Origin of the sequence: Micromonospora sp. NBRC 110037, assembly GCF_001652995.1 — a bacterium.
In the GTDB taxonomy this organism is placed as follows: Bacteria; Actinomycetota; Actinomycetes; order Mycobacteriales; family Micromonosporaceae; genus Micromonospora; species Micromonospora chalcea.
This window is the reverse complement of the sequence record NZ_BBVA01000016.1, coordinates 46,831-65,172: the sequence shown is the minus strand read 5'-3', so window position 1 is coordinate 65,172 and position 18,342 is coordinate 46,831. Positions and strand designations below refer to the sequence as shown.

Sequence of the window (18,342 nt, the reverse complement as noted above, 5' to 3'; positions counted from 1 at the left end):
CGCGTTCGATCGCCCGACGAGTGGGAACCTGCTGGCTGTACCCGATGCGATGCAGCAGATAGGACACCCCGCGCAGCGTGTAGGAGACGCCGAAGCGGCGCTCGATCACCTCGGCCACCCGCGCGAGGGTCCAGCGGGCATCGTCCCAGCCGTGCACGATCGGCCCTTCGTCGAGCATCCCGGCCAGCTGTTTCAGCTGCTCAACCGAGAGTTTGCAGTCCGAGCCTCCCGGCCCGGCCGACGCCAGAGCCTCCGTTCCGCCAGCAGTCCACTGCCGTCGCCACAGACGCACCGACTTCTCGGAAACCCGCAGCTCAGAAGCGATCTGCGCGGTCGGTACGGACTTCTCGAACATGGTCGCGGCCTGGATCCGGACCTTCTCACGCCGGACCCGGGCTGCCGCGTTCATGCCACCACCAGCCGGATACCTCATGCCTCCGACCTACCGCCCACATCGACCCAGATCACGCAGACACGCCGACGGACGTCAGCCTTTCAACCTCTGTAATCCTCAAGTCTGATTGGGCGCACGGCGTCGAACATCAATCATCCTGGAATACTGTCACCTGTTGCCGCCGCGGGCGGGGCATGTTCTGCCGCGACAACTCGTAGGCCCGGTTTACAGGCACAGCCACACAGACGCGATCTTCGCTGACACACACTTAACGAAGATTACGTCGAGGTATCCCAACACTCTCTGAGCCAGGTTCGCTGGGCCTGAGCCGCCCCGGGTTATGTGGAGACGGCTCTACAAGATCCGGGGCGGTTCATCCGCCGCATCGGGCCTGCCCGAGCTCGGCGGTGACGCTGCGGTTGCCCGCTGGGTTCCGCCTCCGGGCGGAACCCAGCGGACCGTCATGCCGGTTGGGACTGGACGGTGTTGGCCAAGAGTAAGGACAGCTCCCGGACCAGGTCGTCCATCGACTGGCGGCTCTGCGCCTTGACCAGGCCCAGAGCGAGATCGGCCAGGAGGTAGAAGCCGAGGGTGCGGGACTGCTCGGAGCCGAACGCCGACATCAGTTCCTCCGCGCCCGCGAGGTCACCGCGATGCTTGGCCGCGATGACCCCGGCGGCGCGTTGGACGATCTCGGCCGCCTCGGGGGTGTACCCGGTCATCCCGATCAGATCTTCGGGGTGGCGGCGCGGGCGGCGTCGAAGCGGGAGATGACGTCGGTCCAGTTGACCAGGTTCCACAGCCGGTCCACGTAGTCCGGGCGGACGTTGCGGTACTGCAGGTAGTAGGCGTGCTCCCAGGCGTCGAACACCAGGATCGGGGTTGAGCCCTGCCCGACGTTGGCTGGCGCAACCAATTAGACGCGCCCGTACTGAAACGGTCGCCGACATCCGATCATCAACGGATCACTACGCGATCTACTTACTCCGCGTGGAGCACGGCCGCTACAACGGCGATTGTAGTGAAGGAAGGCTCGGCGCAAGGCGTTAGAGCGGCACGCACAGTAACGGGTTGCGGCCAACGATCGCAGGAGTGCGTTCACGGCTGGGTGATCATCGGTGGGTCAAAGGATGTGATTCTCAGGATCGCCGCTCGAGGCTGCCGGCCCGGCGCAACAAATACGTGTCCATGACCCAGCCGCGGCTCTGTTTCGCCGCCGTCCGCCGGGACCAGATTCGGTCGGCGACCTCGTCAAGGTTGCCGGCCACCAGTTGCTCGTCGGACGAGCCGAGGTTCGCGCCCCACCAGATCCGCCAGGCCGACAGTTCGGGGAGCTGGCGACAGGTCAATGCCCCGTCGAGCAGGACGACGAGGTTGTCGTGTGTCGCCGCGTCGTGGAGCAGGCGGCGGCCGGTCGTGATGGTGATCGGGCCGCCGATTGTGTTGAGGACGAGCCGGTGGTGTGCCGCCAGCAGTTGGATGCTGCTGAGGCCGGGTACGACGTCCACGGTGATGTCGACCCGTGCGCGTTCGGCGATGCGGTCGGCCACACGGATCGCCGAGTCGTACAGGGCCGGATCGCCCCAGACGAGCACTGCGGCGTCTCCCGGGTTGTCCAGCAATGCCTGCTCGAACGCCTCGGCCCGTGCCTCGTGCCAGTCGCGTACCGCGCCGGTGTAGTCGGCCGGGCCGGCACGGTCGCGTTCCGGGTCGGGTACGTGCACGAGCCGCCAGGCGCCGGTGACGTGCCGGGCGCAGATCGCCTCGCGCATCGCGATGAGGTCGGCCGTGCCCGGGTGCTGTCCGGTCTTGTCGGCGACGAGGAAGTAGTCGGCCTCGTTGAGTGCCCGGACGGCCTGGGCCGTGACCAGTTCGGGGTCGCCCGGGCCGAGGCCGACCAGGGTGAGGCGCCGTGTCACGCCTGATCCTCCAGGTCTCCCTCGACCTCGAGGTACACGCGGGCCATCTCCGCCATGACCTCGGCGTCCGGTTCGGCCCACAGTCCACGGTCGGCGGCCTCGTTCAGCCGTTCCACGATGCCGCGCAGTGCCCAGGGGTTCGCGCGGCGCATGAACTGCTGGTTCGTCTCGTCGAGGACGTATTCGCGGGCCAGTGACTCGTACATCCAGTCGTGGACGACACCGGCGGTGGCGTCGAAGCCGTAGAGGTAGTCCACGGTGGCGGCGAGCTCGAACGCTCCCTTGTAGCCGTGGCGCTGCATCGCCGCGATCCAGCGCGGGTTGACCACCCGCGAGCGGAAGACGCGGTTGGTCTCTTCCTGCAGGCTGCGGGTGCGTACGGCGTCGGGCGTGGTGGAGTCACCGACGTACGCCCTGGGTTCGGCGCCGGTCAGCGCGCGGACCGTGGCGATCATGCCGCCGTGGTATTGGAAGTAGTCGTCGGAGTCGGCGATGTCGTGCTCGCGGGAGTCGATGTTCTTCGCGGCGACGGCGATGCGCCGGTAGTTGGTTCGCATGTCGTCGGTTGCCGCGATGCCGTCGAGGCCGCGGCCGTAGGCGAAGCCGCCCCAGGCGGTGTAGACGGCGGCCAGGTCGGCGTCGTCGCGCCAGGTGCCGGACTCGACGACCTGGAGGATGCCGGCGCCGTACGATCCGGGCTTCGAACCGAAGATCCGCGTGGTGGCCCGCCGCTGGTCGCCGTGCTCGGCGAGGTCGTGGCGGGTGTGTGCCCGCACGTAGTTGCGCTCATCGGGTTCGTCGAGCCCGGCGACGAGCTGCACGGCGTCGTCGAGGAGTTCGATGACGTGCGGGAAGGCGTCGCGGAAGAATCCCGAGATGCGCACGGTAACGTCGATGCGGGGCCGGCCGAGTTCGTCGAGGCCGATCACCTCCAGGCCGTTGACCCGGCGTGAGGCCGTGTCCCAGATGGGGCGTACGCCCAGCAGCGCCAGCACCTCGGCGATGTCATCGCCGGAGGTGCGCATCGCGGAGGTGCCCCACACGGAGAGGCCGACCGATCGGGGATGCTCGCCGGTTTCGGCGAAATGCCGGGCGACGAGGGACTCGGCCATCGCCTGTCCCGTTTCCCAGGCCAGACGGGACGGAACGGCCCGCGGGTCGACGGTGTAGAAGTTACGGCCGGTCGGCAGGACGTTGACCAGTCCGCGCAGCGGGGAGCCGGAGGGCCCGGCCGGGACGAAACCGCCGTCGAGCGCGTGCAGGACGTTGGTCAGTTCGTCGGTGGTGGCGGCCAGTCGCGGCACGACCTGCTCGGCGGCGAAGCGCAGGACGTCGCGTACCACCGGGTCGTCGTGCAGCGCGTCGATCGCGTCAGCCTGCCAGCTGGCCTTCTCCATCGCCTCGATCAGGGCACGGGCCTGCGCTTCCACGGCGTCGACGTCGGCCGCCGGGGCGTCCTCGGCAAGACCCAGCGCGGCGCGCAGGCCGGGCAGTGCCCGGTTCTGTCCGCCCCAGACCTGTGTCGCGCGGAGCACGGCGAGCACCAGGTTGACGCGTGCCTGTCCGGTCGGCGCCTGGCCGAGCACGTGCAATCCGTCGCGGATCTGTACGTCCTTGATCTCGCACAGCCAGCCGTCGACGTGCAGCAGGAAGTCGTCGAACTCCTCGTCGCCGGGCCGTTCGTCCAGGCCGAGGTCGCGATGCATTTGTGCGGACTGCATCAGCGTCCAGATCTGCTGGCGGACCGCGGGCAGCTTTGCCGGGTCCATCGCGGCGATGTTGGCGTGCTCGTCGAGCAGTTGCTCCAGCTTGGCGATGTCGCCGTAGCTTTCGGCGCGTGCCATCGGCGGCACCAGGTGGTCGACGATGGTGGCGTGCGCGCGGCGCTTGGCTTGGGCACCCTCGCCAGGATCGTTGACCAGGAACGGATAGATCAACGGCATGCTGCCGATTGCCGCGTCCGTGGCGCAGGCGGCTGAGAGCGCGGCGTTCTTCCCCGGCAGCCACTCCATCGAGCCGTGTTTGCCGAGGTGCACCACCGCGTCGGCGCCGAAGCCGTGTTCGAGCCAGCGGTACGCGGCCAGGTAGTGGTGCGACGGAGGCATGGCCGGGTCGTGGTAGATCGCGACCGGGTTCTCGCCGAAGCCACGCGGGGGCTGGATGAGGATGACGACGTTACCGGCGCGCAGGGTGGCCAGCACGATGTCGCCGTCGTCGTCGACGAAAAGCGAGCCGGGAGCCTCGCCCCAGGTCTCGGCCATGGCGTCGCGCAGCGCGGCGGGCAATCCGGCAGTCCAGCGCCGGTAGTCGTCCCGGCTGATACGCACGTGCGACTCGCTGAGCTGAGCCTGCGTGAGCCACTCCTCGTCCTGCCCACCGGCGGCGATCAAAGCGTGGATGAGCGCGTTGCCGGCCGTCGTGTCGGCATCCTCTCCCTCGACCGGGAGCAGCGGGTCGAGCCCGGGAATTGCGCCGGGTGCGCCGAGGTCGTAGCCGGCATCTCGCATCGCGCGCAGCAATCGGATCGCCGACACGGGCGTATCGAGGCCGACGGCGTTGCCGATGCGGCTGTGCTTGGTCGGGTAGGCCGACAGGACGAGGGCCACCTTGCGCTCGGCGGGCGGGACATACCGCAGTCGGGCGTGGTTGACGGCGATGCCCGCGACGCGGGTGCATCGCTCAGGGTCGGTCACGTAGCGGGGCAGGCCGTCGGCGTCGACCTCCTTGAATGAGAACGGGACGGTGATGAGGCGGCCGTCGAACTCGGGGATGGCGATCTGGGTCGCGGAGTCGAGCGGGGTGACGCCTTCGTCGGACGCCTCCCACTCGGCTCTGCCGGACGTGAGCGCCAGAGCCTGCAGCACGGGGATGTCGAGGGCGCGCAGCCGTTCGACGTCCCAGGACTCGTCGTCGCCGCCGGCGCTCGCGGTGGCGGGCCGGGCGCCGCCGGCGGCCAGGACCGTGACGACGATCGCGTCCAGGGTGGCGAGTTCGGCGTACAACTCCTCGGGCGCCGCCCGCAGTGACGAGACGTAGATCGGTACGCCGGCGGCCACGCCGGTGGTGTCGATGGCATCGGCGAGTTCGTGGGCGAACGCGTTGTTGCCGCTCACCTCGTGGGCCCGGTAGTACAGGACTCCGACGCGGGGCCGGGCGTCCGGGGCCGGCTGCCGGCTGACTCCCCACTCGGGCAGCACGGCCGGCGGTTCGAAGCCTTCGCCGGTCAGCAGCACGGTGTCGGACAGGAAGGCGTGCAGTTGGCGCAGGTTCTCCGCGCCGCCCTCGGCGAGGTAGCGGTGCGCCTCGGCGCAGACGCCGATCGGGACGGTCGACAGCCCCATCAACGCGGCGTTCGGCGTCCGTTCCCCACCGAGCACGACCAGGGGACGGCCGGTGCCGCGGATCAGCGCGGCGAGGTCGCGTACGTCCTCGGGCGAGCCGAGCACCCGCAGAACGACCACTTCGGCCTCGGTGGTCAGGGTGTCGCGGCGCTCGCCGGTGAGCCGGGCAGGGTTGGCCCAGGACCAGTCCGCGTTGCTGGCCCGCGCCGAGAGCAGGTCGGTGTCCGAGGTGGACAGCAGGGCGATACGTGTCATGTTTCTCCTTCGGTGACACGGGAGCCGAGGCGCAGGTCGCCGACCGGACGGCCGGCGCGTAGGTGCTCGCCGACGAGGCGTGCCGCGTCGCCGGGTCGCACCGGCCCGTACCAGGTGCCGTCGGGGTGCACGACGGCGACTGGTCCGTGGTTGCACGGGAACAGGCAGCCGGTCTGGGCCATGAGGACGTCGGCGTCGGTGAGCTGCTGCTCGACGAGCGCGCCCACGATCGCGCGATAGGTCTCGTCCGCGCCGCGGGCACTGCAGCGCGGGCCGCGGCACAGCAGTAGATGATGGCGGTACGGCGGCAGGGTGTCCCAGGCCGGTGAGGTGAGTGGCGCCTCGTGCCCGGTGATCGCGCGCTCGCCGAACCGGATGACCGGCGGGTCGATCTGCTGACGGTGCCAGTGGCCGGCCACGCGTCCCACCCACGAACGGGCGAAAGTCAGGTCGTCGGTGCACACCGGTTCCAGGCGAACCTCCCGGGTGCCCTCGGCGTGCAGCAGGTCGAGCACATGGGTCAGCGTCGGCTCGCCGGCTTGCAGGAAGGCCAGTCGGGCGCCGGCTGCCTCGGCCTGCCCGCGTAGCACCGGCGACGCGGCGTCCGTCAGTGCGGTCGCGACGTGAACGAGGACGCTCACGGGGTCAGGAGCCGGTGATCCGGTGCGATCGGGACACGGGGTCTTCTTTCGTCCGGGGCCTGTGCGCGAGGCCTGGATGGGCACGTGTCGCAGACGGATCTGCGGCCAGCAGGTCTTCGGACTCGGGATCAACCGGACGGGGCGCCTTCCCAGACCGTGGGTCCAGTGGCGTCGTGCCCCGCCCGTCACCCTCACCGCTGCGCGTCAGTCCCGGATTCGCACCGGGTTCCCTGGCTCATGGCTGAGTTTGACTGGCATCACGACGGTAGCACCGACAGCCGGTGTCGCCGGGGACGGGCTCTGGCACCATGTCGCCGTGACCGAGAGGACCCGCCGCGACCTGTGTCCCGGCCTGCTGCGCCCATGGATCGCCGACGACGGCGCGCTCGTGCGGGTGCGCGTCCCCGGCGGGATCGTGCCGACTGCGGCGCTGTGCGCACTCGTGGAGGTGGCCCGTGCGCACGGCGACGGCGCGGTCCACCTGACCAGCCGCGCCAACCTGCAGGTGCGCGGTCTCGAGCACGACGATGGGCGGCTGCCCGAGACCGTCGTCGCCGACGTCATCGCGACCGGGCTCGTACCGTCCACGTCGCACGAGCTGGTCCGCAACATCCTCGCCTCACCGCTGACCGGACGCAGTGGCGGCCGGGCCGATCTACACCCGGTCGTCGCCGGACTCGACGCACGGCTGCGCGCCGAGCCCCGGCTCACCGCGCTGACCGGACGGTTCCTGTTCGTGCTTGACGACGGCCGCGGTGATCTGGTCAGCCGTGACTTGGACCTGGGGTTGGTGGCGCTCGACTCGGACACCGCGCAGCTACGCGCCGGAACCTCGGCGTGGGGGCCAGTCATCCGGCTGGACGAGGCCGCCGCGGCGCTGACCGGGCTCGCCGTACGCTTCGCCGGGCTCGCGGGTGACCGGCCTGACTCACCCTGGCACGTCGACGAGCTGCCCGGCGCCGGCGCCGCGCTGCTGGGCACCGTACTCGACCGTGCCGAGCGGACCCGGGTGAGCACACCTCCACCCGCGCTGGGCAGGATCGTTCAGGATGACGGCCGCGTCACCGCGCACCTCGCGGCTTCCGGCGGCCGAGTGGACGCTCCCCTGCTGGAGGAGATCCGCGCGCTCGGCGCCGGCGAGATCGTCGTCACCCCGTACCGCACCCTGCTCGTCCCCGATCTGGAGAACGCATGAGTCTCACCACACCGGCACGCCGCTACGACTACGTCACCGACGGCGCGGCGATCTACGACGCCTCGTTCGCCACCATCCGTGCCGAGGCCGATCTTTCGGGTGTGCCGGCCGACGCCGAGAAGGTCGCGGTGCGGATGATCCACGCATGCGGCCAGACCGACCTCACCCGCAACCTGGTGATCCACCCCGGCCTGGTGGCCGCCGCCCGCGGGGCGCTGGAGGCGGGGGCGCCGATCCTGACCGACGCGCACATGGTCGCCGCCGGCGTTACCCGCGCCCGCCTGCCCCGTGACAACGAGGTCCGCTGCTTTCTGCACGAACCCGAGGTCCCGGCGCTTGCCCACCGGTGGGCAACGACCCGGTCGGCGGCGGCGGTGTCGCTGTGGACCGACCACCTCGCCGGCGCGGTCGTCGCCTTCGGCAACGCCCCCACGGCCCTGTTCCACCTGCTGGAGATGCTGCGCGACGGCGCGCCACGACCAGCTGCGATCATCGGTACGCCGGTGGGATTCATCGGCGCCGCCGAGTCCAAGCAGGCGCTCATCGACCTCGCCACCGACGCCCCCGGCCTCGACGTGCCCTATCTCGTGGTGACCGGGCGCCGGGGCGGCTCGGCGATGGCCGCCTCCGCGCTCAACGCCCTCGCCCGGGAGGCGGAGTGACCGGGCGGCTGTCCGGCGTCGGGGTCGGCCCGGGTGATCCCGAACTGATCACGCTCAAAGCCGCCCGGCTGATCGGCGCGGCCCAGGTCATCGCCTACCACCAGGGTGTCGGCAAACAGTCCAACGCGCGCCGCATCGCTGCCGGGCTGTTCCCGGACGACGTGATCGAGGAGGCGCTGGTCTATCCGGTGACGACCCAGAGCACCGAGCACCCGGGCGGGTACGCCGGGGCGATGGCCGACTTCTACGCCGAAGCCGCCGAGCGGCTGCGGGCCCACCTTCGTGCGGGCCGCGACGTGGTCGTGCTGGCCGAGGGCGACCCGATGCTCTACGGCTCGTTCATGTACCTGCACGACCGGCTCGCCGGCGAGTTCGACACGCAGGTCGTCGCCGGTGTGCCCGCCTTCGCCGCCGCCACCGCCACCACCGCCCTGCCGCTGGTCCGGCAGACCGACGTGCTGACCGTGCTGCCGGGAACGTTGCCCGAGCCCGAGCTGGCCCGGCGTCTCGCCGACACCGACGGGGCGGTGATCATGAAGCTGGGCCGGACGTTCACCAAGGTCCGCTCGGCGCTCGAGCAGGCCGGGCGCGTCGAGGGCTCCTGGTACGTCGAACGGGCGTCGATGACCGCCGAGCGGGTACTGCCTGTCGCCGACGTGGACCCCGCCACGGTGCCGTACTTCTCGATCGTGCTGGTCCCCGGCGACACCCGGCCCGGAGTGGCCCGTTACGACCTCCCGGCCACCAGGGTCACCGAACCTTATCCCGGTGCCGAGGTCGTCGTCGTGGGCCTCGGCCCCGGTCCCGATCGGTGGCTCTCCCCCGAGGCGTCGCAGGTGCTCGCCGAGGCCGGCCACGTCGTCGGCTACGGCCCGTACGTCCAGCGCGTCGCGCAGCGCCCCGGACTCGTCCGCCACGCCTCCGGCAACACGGTCGAGCTCGAGCGGGCCCGGCAGGCGCTCGAACTGGCGCTCGCCGGTGAGCGCGTCGCGGTCGTCTCCGGCGGTGACGCGGGCGTCTTCGGCATGGCGTCGGCGGTGTTCGAGGCCGCGGAGGACCCCCGCTACGCCGGCGTCGCCATCCGTGTCGTACCCGGGATCTCCGCCGTCCAGGCGGTCGCGGCGCGCGCGGGCGCGCCGATCGGGGCCGATTTCGCGGTGATGAGCCTGTCGGACCGGCTCAAGCCGTGGGAGGTCGTGGTCAAGCGGCTGCGCGCTGTCGCCGAGGCGGATTTGGTGCTGGCCCTCTACAACCCGCGCTCACGCTCACGCACCGAACAGGTCGCGCAGGCCCGGGCCGTGCTGCTGGAGCACAAGTCCCCCCGGACGGTCGTGGTCGTGGGCCGCGACATCGGCCGGGCCGGGGAGAGTCTCACCGTCACCTCGCTCGGCGAACTGGACCCCGGCAGCATCGACATGAAATGCCTGTTGATCATCGGCGCCTCGGCGACGCGAGTCACCGCGGCCGGACGTGTCTGGAGCCCGCGCTTCGTGCCCTGATCAGCCGCGCACGCGGCGCTCGCGACCGGCCGAGTAGAGGAACGACTCGCCGCCACGGACGTCCCCGGCCAGCGCCGGGCCGACCAGGATGACCGCTGCCTGTCGCAGACCGGCCTGCTCGACCCGGCCGCCGATGTCGGCCAGCGTGCCGCGCAGGATGAGCTCCTGCGGCTGCGACACCCGGTGCACCACGACTATGGGGCAGTCGTGGCCGTAGTAGCCGGCCAGTTCGGCGGCCAGCTCGCGGGTACGCGTGACCGCCAGGTGCAGGGCGAGCGTCGCGCCGGTCGCGGCGAACGCGGCGAGCTTCTCTCCCGACGGCATGACCGTGGACCGGGCCTGCGCGCGGGTGAGCACGACCGACTGGGCCAGCTCCGGGACGGTCAGCTCGGCGCCGACGGCGGCGGCAGCAGCCGCATAGGCCGGCACGCCGGGCGTGACGTCCCACGGGACCCGGGCGGCGTCGAGCCGGCGTGCCTGCTCGTGCACCGCCGAGTACAGCGACGGGTCACCGGAGCACAGCCGTACGACCTCGGACCCGTCGGCGTGTGCCTGGACCAGGTGCGTGGTGATCTGGTCCAGGTCGAGGTGCTGGGTGTCGATCAGCCGGGCGTCGTCACGGCAGTGCTCCAGCACCTCGGCGTCGAGGTACGTGCCCGGGTACAGGCACACGTCGGCGGACTCGAGCAGGCGTACCGCGCGGAGGGTGAGCAGGTCGGCGGCGCCGGGCCCGGCCCCGACGAAATGGACGGTCATGAATCTCCCTTGACGATGGACCACTGGCTGACTGCCCGTGCGGGCGTCCAGCCGGTGAAGCCGCCGAGCGGTTCGGCGCGTTCGACGTGCAGGCGGACGAGTTCACCGCCGCGCCGGCTGTGCTGCTTCAGCAGCACCGCCTCGGTCTCGGCGGTGACACCGTGCACGACGAGCCGTCCACCGGCGCCGAGCGCATCCCAGCAGGTGTCCAGCACGCCGGGGACGGTGGCCCCGCCGCCGACGAACACCGCGTCGGGACGGTCCAGGCCGGACAGGGCCCCGGGCGCCGAACCCTCGACCAGACACAGACCCGGCACGCCGAGGGCAGCGGCGTTGCGGTGCACCAGCGCGGCCCGGTCGGAGCGGGGCTCCACCGCGATCGTCCGTGCCGTCGGCCAGGCCCGCATCCACTCCACACCGATCGAGCCGCTGCCGGCGCCGACGTCCCACAGCAGCTGACCGGGCGCGGGCGCGAGCCGGGCCAGGGCACTGGCCCGCAGGTCACGTTTGGTGATCTGCCCGCCGTGCTCGAACGCGTCGTCGGGCAACACGCCGCCCGAGGCCCAGCCCGGACCGGCACCGCGAGCTTCGACAGCGAGAACGTTCAACCGCGGCACGTCGTTCAGGTCCCACCCGGCCGCGGTGGTCGCGGTACACGACTCACCGGCGGCACCGAGGTCACCGAGCACGACCAGCCTGGACTGCCCCCAACCGAGCCCGGTCAGCACCGCGGCCACGGCCGCGGGTGTCGTCTCGTCGCTGGACAGCACGAGCAGCCGGCGCCCGGCCGAGAGCGCAGGCACGATCAGCCGTAGGTCCCGGCCGACCAGGCTGACCGTGGTGACGGACTCGGCCGGCCATCCGAGACGTGCTCGGGCGAGGGCTACCGAGGAGACCCCGGGCACGATCGTCACGCGCTCCGGGCCCAGGACGTCCAGCAGCGTCGTGCCGATACCCGACACGAGCGGGTCGCCGGAGGCCAGCACGACAACCGGCCCTCGCGCGGAGGCGAGCACACCTGGCAGATTGTCCCGCAGCGGCGACGGCCACGCCACGCGCTGCTGGCCGTCGACGGGCGGCACCGCCTCGAGGTGCCGCCGCCCGCCGAGCAGCGTCGCGGCCGCCCGCACCAGCGCCCGGGACGGCTCCGGCAGACCCACCCACCCGTCAGCCCCGATCCCCACCACGGTCACCCGCTCCTCCATGGAGATGCACCCTAGCCGCCCACCGGCCCTTGCCCCGGCCACCGGGGCGTCTATGGTGATGCACAGGTTCGAGGTGCCCCACGACCGTGGTCGCGGGGAGAATCTGGGAAGCCGGTGAGAATCCGGCACAGGGCCCGCTGCGGTGATCCAGGCATTGACCTGGGAAGTCCGAAGACCGGCCTCGATCCGATCCACGGCGCATGCCGCGTCGTGGACCGCCATGGCAGATCGAGCGGGAGCCCTACATGCCAGCGCAGTACCCCTTTTGTGCCGTCGTCGGCGCCGACGACATGACTCTCGCCCTCACCCTGGTCGCGATCGATCCGCTCATCGGCGGTGTCCTGATCCGCGGGGAGAAGGGCACTGCCAAGACCACTACCGTGCGCGGCCTCGCCGAGGTGCTCCCGGCGGTACGGGTCTATGCGGGCGACCGGTTCTCCATCGACCCGGACGATCCCTCGGCGGTCTGCCCCGACGGGCCGTTCGACGTGCCCACGCCCGTCGTCGAACGGCCGGTACGCCTCGTCGAACTACCCGTCGGAGCCGGCGACGACCGGGTGACCGGATCGCTGAAGCTCGATGCCGCGCTGCGAGACGGCGTCGTCGCGTTCGAGCCTGGCCTGCTGGCCCGGGCCCATCGTGGCCTGCTGTACGTCGACGAGGTCAACCTGCTGCCGGACCACCTGGTCGACCTGCTGCTCGACGCCGCGGCGACCGGCCGGGTCAGCGTCGAACGCGACGGTGTCTCGGTCGAGCATGCCTCCCGGTTCGTGTTGATCGGCACGATGAACCCGGAGGAGGGCGAACTGCGCCCGCAGCTGCTCGACCGGTTCGGCCTGACGGTCGAGGTCGCCGCCCCGCGTGACCCCGTCCTGCGGGTGCAGGCGGTCCGCCGCCGGCTCGCATTCGACGCCGACCCGGAGGGCTTCGCCACACGCTGGGCCGGCGAGCAGGAAGCCCTGCGCACCCGGCTGGCCGCCGCCCGGCGCTCGCTGGCCGGTGTCGTGCTCGACGACGAGACGCTGACCAGGATCGCCGAGCTGTGCGCCGCGTTCGACGTGGACGGCCTGCGTGCGGACCTCGTCACCGCTCGCGCCGCCGCGGCGCACGCGGCCTGGCGGGGACGTACGCGAGTGACACTCGAGGACATCCGCATCGCCGCCCGTCTCGCGCTGCCGCACCGCCGCCGCCGCAACCCCTTCGACGAGCCCGGCCTGGACCAGGACCGCCTGGACGACCTACTCGGCCACAACGACCCCGACCCCGGACCCGACGGTCCCGGCGGCGGTCTGCCCGACGACACCGGGCACGACGGATCGGCCGGGGACGTGCCCGGCTCTCCCGGCGAGAGCCCGCCCGTACCGGAGCCCGAACGGCAGGCCGCCACATCGATGGCATCCGCGGGCGAGCCCGCACGTGCCCGCTTGCTGGTCGTGAAAGGAACCGGCGACGGTCAGGCCGGCCGGCGGTCCCGGGCACGAACACCGCAGGGCCGTGTCGCCGGGCAGCGGCGGCGCACGTCCGGCGACGGCCGGCTGCACCTGCCGGGCACCATCACCGCGGCGGCGCCGCATCAGCATTCCCGGGGTGGCTTGACCGGCGGTCGCGGCCTCGCGCTCGTGCCCGGCGACCTGCGCCGGGCCGAGACCGTCGGGCGCGAGTCGAACCTCGTGCTGCTGTGCGTGGACGCGTCCGGTTCGATGGCGGCCCGCCGCCGCATGGAGCAGGTCAAGACCGCTGTGCTGTCGCTGCTGCTGGACGCCTACCGCCGCCGGGACAAGGTCGCACTGGTGACGTTCCGCCGGCACACCGCCGAGGTCGTCCTGCCACCGACCGGCTCGGTCGACGTCGCCTCCCGCCGCCTGGCCGACCTACCGGCCGGTGGCCGGACCCCGCTCGCGGAGGGCCTGGAACGCAGTGGGGAGGTGCTGCGCCGGGAGGCGCTGCGCGACCCGTCCCGCCGGCCCCTGCTCGTCGTGGTGACCGACGGCCGCGCCACCTCCGGCCCGGACCCGCTGGGTCGTGCCCACCGCGCCGCCGCCGCGCTCGCCACCAGCGGTGTCCAGGTCGTCGTCGTGGACTGCGAGACCGGACGATTCCGGCTCGGCCTCGCCGCCCGGCTTGCCACTCATCTGAGGGCCGAGCACGTGCCGCTCGGTGAAGTGACCGCCGACGGGCTCACCGGGGTCGTTCGCACGGCGACCGCTCCGCGGGCGGGGGTGGCCTGATGCCGCAGGGTAAGCCGCTCACCGTCCCGGACGACGGCAGCACCACCCGCCAGCGGCGCAACCGGCCGCTGCTGATGGTCCACACCGGAAACGGCAAGGGCAAGTCGACCGCCGCCTTCGGTATGGCGATGCGCGCTTGGAACCAGGGCTGGGACATCGGGGTGTTCCAGTTCGTGAAGTCGGCCAAGTGGCGCATCGGGGAGCAGACCGTCCTGGAGAGGCTCGGGCTGCTGCACGAGCAGACCGGCGAAGGCGGGCCAGTCGAGTGGCACAAAATGGGCTCCGGATGGTCCTGGAGCCGTAAGAGCGGCACCGAGGCGGACCACGCCGCGGACGCCGCCGAGGGCTGGGCGGAGGTGAAGCGCCGTATCCAGGCGGAACGGCACCAGCTCTACATCCTGGACGAGTTCACCTATCCGATGCAGTGGGGCTGGGTCGACGTCGGCGACGTCGTGGAGACACTGGTCCACCGTCCCGGCCGTCAGCACGTGATCGTCACCGGGCGCCGGGCCGACCACCGGCTGATCGAGGCAGCCGATCTGGTGACCGAGATGCAGCACGTCAAGCACCCGATGGACGTCGGCCAGAAGGGCCAACGAGGCATCGAATGGTGAGCCTTCCGCGGCTGATCGTCGCGGCGCCGGCCTCCGGCCACGGCAAGACCACGGTCGCGACCGGGCTCATGGCCGCGCTGGCCGCGCGCGGGCACACCGTGTCGGGGCACAAGGTGGGGCCCGACTACATCGACCCCGGCTACCACGCGCTGGCCACCGGACGCCCCGGCCGCAACCTCGACCCGCACCTGACCGACCCCTCACTCGTGATCCCGCTGCTGCTGCACGGCGCACGCGACGCGGACATCGCCATCGTCGAAGGGGTCATGGGCCTGTTCGACGGCCGCATCGGCGGCGACGGTTTCGCCTCTACCGCGCACCTCGCGGCCCTGACCGCCACCCCGATCCTGCTGGTCGTGGACGTCTCGCACACCTCGCGCAGCGTAGGGGCCGTCGTGCACGGAATGGGCACGTTCGAGGCCGGCGTCACCGTCGCGGGTGTCGTGCTCAACAAAGCCGGGTCCGCCCGCCACGCCGCCGAGGCGGCCCGGGCGGTGGAATCCACCGGCGTACCGGTGCTCGGGATCCTGCACCGCGACCAGGGTGTCAGCGCCCCGTCGCGCCACCTCGGGCTCGTGCCGGCAGCCGAACGTGAGGAGGCCGCCGCCGCCCTGGACGTGCTGGCCGAGCAGATCGCCCGCCACGTGGACCTCGATGCGGTGCTGCAGGTGGCACGCACCGCACCCGATCTGGACGCCCAGCCATGGGATCCCGCCGCGCACGTCCGGCGGCTGGGCGCCGGATCACCGGTGGTTGCGGTCGCGGCCGGGCGTGCCTTCACCTTCCGGTACGCCGAGACGACCGAGCTGCTGCAGGCGGCGGGCTGCACCGTCGTTCCGTTCGACCCGGCCCGCGACCAGCGGCTTCCCGCCGGGACACGCGGGTTGTACCTCGGTGGGGGGTTCCCCGAGGTACACGCGTCCACGCTGAGCGCCAACACGACGCTGCGCCACGAACTGCGCCAGGCCGTCCTCGACGGCGTCCCCACCGTCGCCGAGTGCGCCGGCCTGCTGTATCTGTGCCGCTCCGTCGACGGCCATCCCATGGTCGGGGCGCTCGACGCCGAAGCAGTCATGACGCCGCGCCTCACCCTCGCGTACCACCGTGCCGGACTCGGCTCGGACCAGCTGCTCGGCGAGCGGGGAACCGCTGCCACCGGCCACGAATTCCACCGCACCACCGTCACACCCGGTCACGGCGAGCACCCCGCCTGGCGCATCGAGGGCCGCAATGCCGGATTCGCCTCCCCCAGCCTCAGCGCGTCCTATCTGCACGTGCATTGGGCTGGGCACCCGCATCTGGCCCAGTCGTTCACCGAGGCCGTACACCGGACGGCTGTCTCCTCAGCACGTTAGGAATCACCGTCACATGCAGCTGAACCTTACCGGCCGTAGCGTGCTCGTCCTCGACGGGAGCGCACCCGCCGCCGTCACGGTCAGTGCGCTGCTGCACAAGCGGGCCCTGGTCACCGTCGCCGCGCCGGCCGTGTGCGCCGCGCTGGAGGACCTCGCCCTCCGCGGGCGCCTGACCTGGGTCACCACCCCGGTCGACGAGAGCCGGTTCGACGTCGTGCTGCGTACCGTCGCACCCTCGGAGGCCGGGTCGGCGGCAGCGGTCCGAACGGCCGGACACGTCACGCTGGTCGGCGCCGGCCCGGGCGATCCGGGGCTGGTCACCGTCGCCGGACGCGCGGCCGTCAAGCAGGCCGACGTGATCCTCACCGACCGGCTCGCCCCGTGGGAGGCCCTGAAGTGGGCGCGCCCGGACGCCGAGATCATCGACGTCACCAAGATCCCGTACGGGCGGAGCACGAGCCAGGAACAGATCAACGCGCTGCTCGTCGAGCACGCCCGCGCCGGACGGCACGTTGTGCGGTTCAAGGGCGGCGACTCGTACGTCTTCGGCCGCGGCTTCGAGGAAGTCACCGCGTGCGCCGAAGCCGGCGTCCCCACCACCGTGATACCCGGCGTGACCTCCAGCATCGCGGCCCCGGAGCTGGCCGGCATCCCGGTCACCCACCGCGGACTCGTGCAAGGCTTCACCGTCATCTCCGGCCACGTACCGCCCGGCCATCCCGACTCGTCGATCGACTACGCCGCCCTCGCCCGCACCGGCACCACCCTCGTGGTGCTGATGGGCATGCGCAACCTCGCGGCCATCGCCGACGCGCTCGTCGCCGCCGGTCTCGACCGGAACACACCCTGCGCCGTCGTCGCGGACGCCGCCTCGGCCGGCCAGCGGGTGCTGCGCAGTACCCTCGCCGACGTCGTCGCCGACACCGCCGAGGCCGGCATCGGCGCGCCCGCCGTAACGGTGATCGGCCACGTCGTCGCCCTCGGACCGGCCGCCGTGCAGGCAGTCGCGACAGCGTCGCGTTGCTCCGATACCTGATATGGTCGTGCCACCCTGCTGAAGGAAGCCGGTGTGAATCCGGCGCAGTCGCGCTACTGTGACGCCGCTCGCGGCGAAGCCAGACCCTCCAGCCAGGTCGACCACCCATCGACGGGACGCAGCATCCCAAGGAGTGTCATGCCTCAGGCGACCACGGCCATTCCGGCCGTTCTTCCCACCATCCCCGTTCGCGCGCTCGCCCCCTGGGCGCTGTTCTTCGCGCTGGTCACCGCCGTCGTCCTGTATTTCGTGGGCGCCGAGCAGGGAGCTTTCTCCGTCTTCGAGGGCACCTTCATCCACGAGCTGACGCACGACGCACGGCACGTGCTGGGCTTCCCCTGCCACTGACACCACGCCACGCGGCAGTTCGCCCGGCCCGGCCGGAGTTTTCGTCTTTCCTCGTCACCGGCGCTGCGGGCGTTTCGTGCTGCCCGCGGCCGGCTCTCGAACGGACCCTTGATGACCCCTCGCACTTTTCTCGTTCACGGGCTGCTGGCCGGGCTCATCGCCGGTTTCGCGGCCTTCCTCGTCTCCTACGTCGTCGCCGAACCCCAGGTCGATGCAGCCATCGCCCTGGAGGAAGCCGGTGCCGCCGAGCACCCGCACGACAATGCCACCGCCGAGCAGTCTCACAGCCACGATGAGGAGGAGGCCGAGGTCTCGCGTGGCACCCAGTCCACCGGGGGCCTGGCACTGGGCACCATCCTGGTGGGCATCGTCCTCGGTGGAGCGACCGCGCTCGCTGCCGCCTTCGCCGCCGGGCGTCTGGGCTCCCTGTCCGCACGGGCCAGCACCGCGGTGGTCGCCGCCGTCGGTTTCGTCGCCACCGCCCTCGTGCCGTTCCTCAAGTACCCCGCCACACCACCGGCGGTCGGCTCCGGTGACACGATCAACGAGCGGACCGCGCTGTACTTCGGGTTCTGGGCACTGAGCCTGGCCGCCGCGATCGGCGCCGTGGTCCTGGCCCGGCGTCTGCTGCCCCAGCTGGGCGCATACTCGGCGGTGCTGGCCGGTGCCGGCGCCTATCTCGTGGTCGTCGTGGTCGCCGGGGCTCTGCTGCCGACAGTCAACGAGGTCGGCGGTTTCCCGGCCGACACACTCTGGTACTTCCGCATCTCGTCGATCACGACCCTGGCCGCGACTTGGGCGGTCCTGGGTGCAGTGCTGACCGGTCTGGTCGGACGCGACGCGGACCGTGCCGCCGAGCGGCTGCGCCGCCAGGAGCTGGCGGCCACGCTCTGA

16 protein-coding genes, 1 pseudogene and 3 riboswitches are annotated in these 18,342 nt (G+C 71.7%); of the genes and pseudogenes, 9 read left to right on the top strand and 8 right to left on the bottom strand.

All coding sequences use genetic code 11. The annotated features are described in order from the left end of the window. The 6 genes and pseudogenes from A4R25_RS29425 to A4R25_RS29405 form a co-directional block, all read right to left on the bottom strand. Nucleotides 1-409: winged helix-turn-helix domain-containing protein (locus A4R25_RS29425; protein WP_064448786.1), on the bottom strand; the 409-nt coding region annotated here is incomplete at its 3' end. 446 nt (nt 410-855) lie between these two features. After that, nucleotides 856-1,116 carry a hypothetical protein gene (locus A4R25_RS29420; protein WP_030275063.1) on the bottom strand — a complete coding sequence of 87 codons (261 nt, stop codon included), beginning with the start codon at nt 1,114-1,116 and terminating at the stop codon, nt 856-858. Between the two features lie 5 nt (nt 1,117-1,121). Beyond that, nucleotides 1,122-1,283 (bottom strand): annotated as a pseudogene (locus A4R25_RS30945) (Fe-Mn family superoxide dismutase); the annotation flags it as partial. A gap of 250 nt (nt 1,284-1,533) precedes the next feature. Further along, nucleotides 1,534-2,313, bottom strand: coding sequence for a precorrin-6A synthase (deacetylating) (gene cobF / locus A4R25_RS29415; protein WP_030275065.1), 780 nt, complete (start codon nt 2,311-2,313; stop codon nt 1,534-1,536). Continuing rightward, nucleotides 2,310-5,909, bottom strand: a complete 3,600-nt coding sequence (gene cobN / locus A4R25_RS29410; RefSeq protein ID WP_043325463.1) for a cobaltochelatase subunit CobN — start codon at nt 5,907-5,909, stop codon at nt 2,310-2,312. The genes cobF and cobN overlap by 4 nt, the downstream gene beginning before the upstream one ends. Further along, nucleotides 5,906-6,550, bottom strand: coding sequence for a ferredoxin (locus A4R25_RS29405; protein WP_064448785.1), 645 nt, complete (start codon nt 6,548-6,550; stop codon nt 5,906-5,908). The genes cobN and A4R25_RS29405 overlap by 4 nt, the downstream gene beginning before the upstream one ends. Before the next feature lie 89 nt (nt 6,551-6,639). Further along, nucleotides 6,640-6,821, bottom strand: a riboswitch (cobalamin riboswitch). A gap of 45 nt (nt 6,822-6,866) precedes the next feature. Here A4R25_RS29405 and A4R25_RS29400 point away from each other — a divergent pair. From A4R25_RS29400 to A4R25_RS29390, 3 genes are read left to right on the top strand one after another with little or no spacing between them, the layout of a single operon-like run. Next, complete coding sequence (locus tag A4R25_RS29400) at nt 6,867-7,745, top strand: sulfite reductase subunit beta (RefSeq protein WP_043325467.1); 879 nt, start codon at nt 6,867-6,869, stop codon at nt 7,743-7,745. After that, a complete protein-coding gene (locus A4R25_RS29395) occupies nt 7,742-8,407 on the top strand; it encodes a precorrin-8X methylmutase (protein ID WP_013476141.1) in 666 nt (221 codons plus the stop codon). Before A4R25_RS29400 ends, A4R25_RS29395 begins: the two co-directional genes overlap by 4 nt. Further along, nucleotides 8,404-9,906, top strand: coding sequence for a precorrin-2 C(20)-methyltransferase (locus A4R25_RS29390; protein ID WP_013476140.1), 1,503 nt, complete (start codon nt 8,404-8,406; stop codon nt 9,904-9,906). The genes A4R25_RS29395 and A4R25_RS29390 overlap by 4 nt, the downstream gene beginning before the upstream one ends. Here the strand turns inward: A4R25_RS29390 and A4R25_RS29385 are convergent, their stop codons facing one another. Then, nucleotides 9,907-10,662 carry a cobalt-precorrin-4/precorrin-4 C(11)-methyltransferase gene (locus A4R25_RS29385; protein ID WP_013476139.1) on the bottom strand — a complete coding sequence of 252 codons (756 nt, stop codon included), beginning with the start codon at nt 10,660-10,662 and terminating at the stop codon, nt 9,907-9,909. It abuts the gene before it with no gap. Continuing rightward, nucleotides 10,659-11,867 carry a bifunctional cobalt-precorrin-7 (C(5))-methyltransferase/cobalt-precorrin-6B (C(15))-methyltransferase gene (locus A4R25_RS29380; protein WP_064448784.1) on the bottom strand — a complete coding sequence of 403 codons (1,209 nt, stop codon included), beginning with the start codon at nt 11,865-11,867 and terminating at the stop codon, nt 10,659-10,661. Before A4R25_RS29380 ends, A4R25_RS29385 begins: the two co-directional genes overlap by 4 nt. A gap of 54 nt (nt 11,868-11,921) precedes the next feature. Then, nucleotides 11,922-12,066: riboswitch (cobalamin riboswitch) on the top strand. A 46-nt stretch (nt 12,067-12,112) separates the two neighbouring features. On the opposite strand from A4R25_RS29380, the gene A4R25_RS29375 reads away from it, so the two are divergent. The 6 genes from A4R25_RS29375 (at nt 12,113) to A4R25_RS29350 (ending at nt 18,342) form a co-directional block, all read left to right on the top strand. Then, the gene (locus A4R25_RS29375) at nt 12,113-14,095 is read left to right on the top strand and encodes a magnesium chelatase subunit D family protein (protein ID WP_013476137.1); all 1,983 of its coding nucleotides are present in this window, start codon (nt 12,113-12,115) and stop codon (nt 14,093-14,095) included. Continuing rightward, the gene (gene cobO / locus A4R25_RS29370; protein WP_013476136.1) at nt 14,095-14,709 is read left to right on the top strand and encodes a cob(I)yrinic acid a,c-diamide adenosyltransferase; all 615 of its coding nucleotides are present in this window, start codon (nt 14,095-14,097) and stop codon (nt 14,707-14,709) included. Before A4R25_RS29375 ends, cobO begins: the two co-directional genes overlap by 1 nt. Continuing rightward, the gene (locus tag A4R25_RS29365) at nt 14,703-16,064 is read left to right on the top strand and encodes a cobyrinate a,c-diamide synthase (RefSeq protein WP_013476135.1); all 1,362 of its coding nucleotides are present in this window, start codon (nt 14,703-14,705) and stop codon (nt 16,062-16,064) included. The genes cobO and A4R25_RS29365 overlap by 7 nt, the downstream gene beginning before the upstream one ends. A 13-nt stretch (nt 16,065-16,077) precedes the next feature. Then, nucleotides 16,078-17,100: a uroporphyrinogen-III C-methyltransferase gene (gene cobA, locus A4R25_RS29360; protein WP_013476134.1), complete on the top strand. Its 1,023-nt coding sequence runs from the start codon at nt 16,078-16,080 to the stop codon at nt 17,098-17,100. Next, a riboswitch (adenosylcobalamin (AdoCbl) riboswitch) is annotated at nt 17,100-17,240 on the top strand. Its footprint overlaps the gene before it by 1 nt. Further along, nucleotides 17,239-17,448 carry a CbtB-domain containing protein gene (locus tag A4R25_RS29355; RefSeq protein ID WP_013476133.1) on the top strand — a complete coding sequence of 70 codons (210 nt, stop codon included), beginning with the start codon at nt 17,239-17,241 and terminating at the stop codon, nt 17,446-17,448. It overlaps the preceding riboswitch by 2 nt. A gap of 111 nt (nt 17,449-17,559) precedes the next feature. Continuing rightward, nucleotides 17,560-18,342, top strand: coding sequence for a CbtA family protein (locus A4R25_RS29350; protein WP_030275084.1), 783 nt, complete (start codon nt 17,560-17,562; stop codon nt 18,340-18,342).

Bases quoted from the DNA above. Each gene is read 5' to 3' on its own strand.
- cobN (WP_043325463.1), bottom strand. From the start codon at position 5,909: ATGACACGTATCGCCCTGCTGTCCACCTCGGACACCGACCTGCTCTCG.
- A4R25_RS29350 (WP_030275084.1), top strand. From the start codon at position 17,560: ATGACCCCTCGCACTTTTCTCGTTCACGGGCTGCTGGCCGGGCTCATC.
- A4R25_RS29365 (WP_013476135.1), top strand. From the start codon at position 14,703: ATGGTGAGCCTTCCGCGGCTGATCGTCGCGGCGCCGGCCTCCGGCCAC.
- A4R25_RS29375 (WP_013476137.1), top strand. From the start codon at position 12,113: ATGCCAGCGCAGTACCCCTTTTGTGCCGTCGTCGGCGCCGACGACATG.
- A4R25_RS29420 (WP_030275063.1), bottom strand. From the start codon at position 1,116: ATGACCGGGTACACCCCCGAGGCGGCCGAGATCGTCCAACGCGCCGCC.
- cobO (WP_013476136.1), top strand. From the start codon at position 14,095: ATGCCGCAGGGTAAGCCGCTCACCGTCCCGGACGACGGCAGCACCACC.
- A4R25_RS29385 (WP_013476139.1), bottom strand. From the start codon at position 10,662: ATGACCGTCCATTTCGTCGGGGCCGGGCCCGGCGCCGCCGACCTGCTC.
- A4R25_RS29395 (WP_013476141.1), top strand. From the start codon at position 7,742: ATGAGTCTCACCACACCGGCACGCCGCTACGACTACGTCACCGACGGC.
- A4R25_RS29355 (WP_013476133.1), top strand. From the start codon at position 17,239: ATGCCTCAGGCGACCACGGCCATTCCGGCCGTTCTTCCCACCATCCCC.
- A4R25_RS29380 (WP_064448784.1), bottom strand. From the start codon at position 11,867: ATGGAGGAGCGGGTGACCGTGGTGGGGATCGGGGCTGACGGGTGGGTG.
- cobA (WP_013476134.1), top strand. From the start codon at position 16,078: ATGCAGCTGAACCTTACCGGCCGTAGCGTGCTCGTCCTCGACGGGAGC.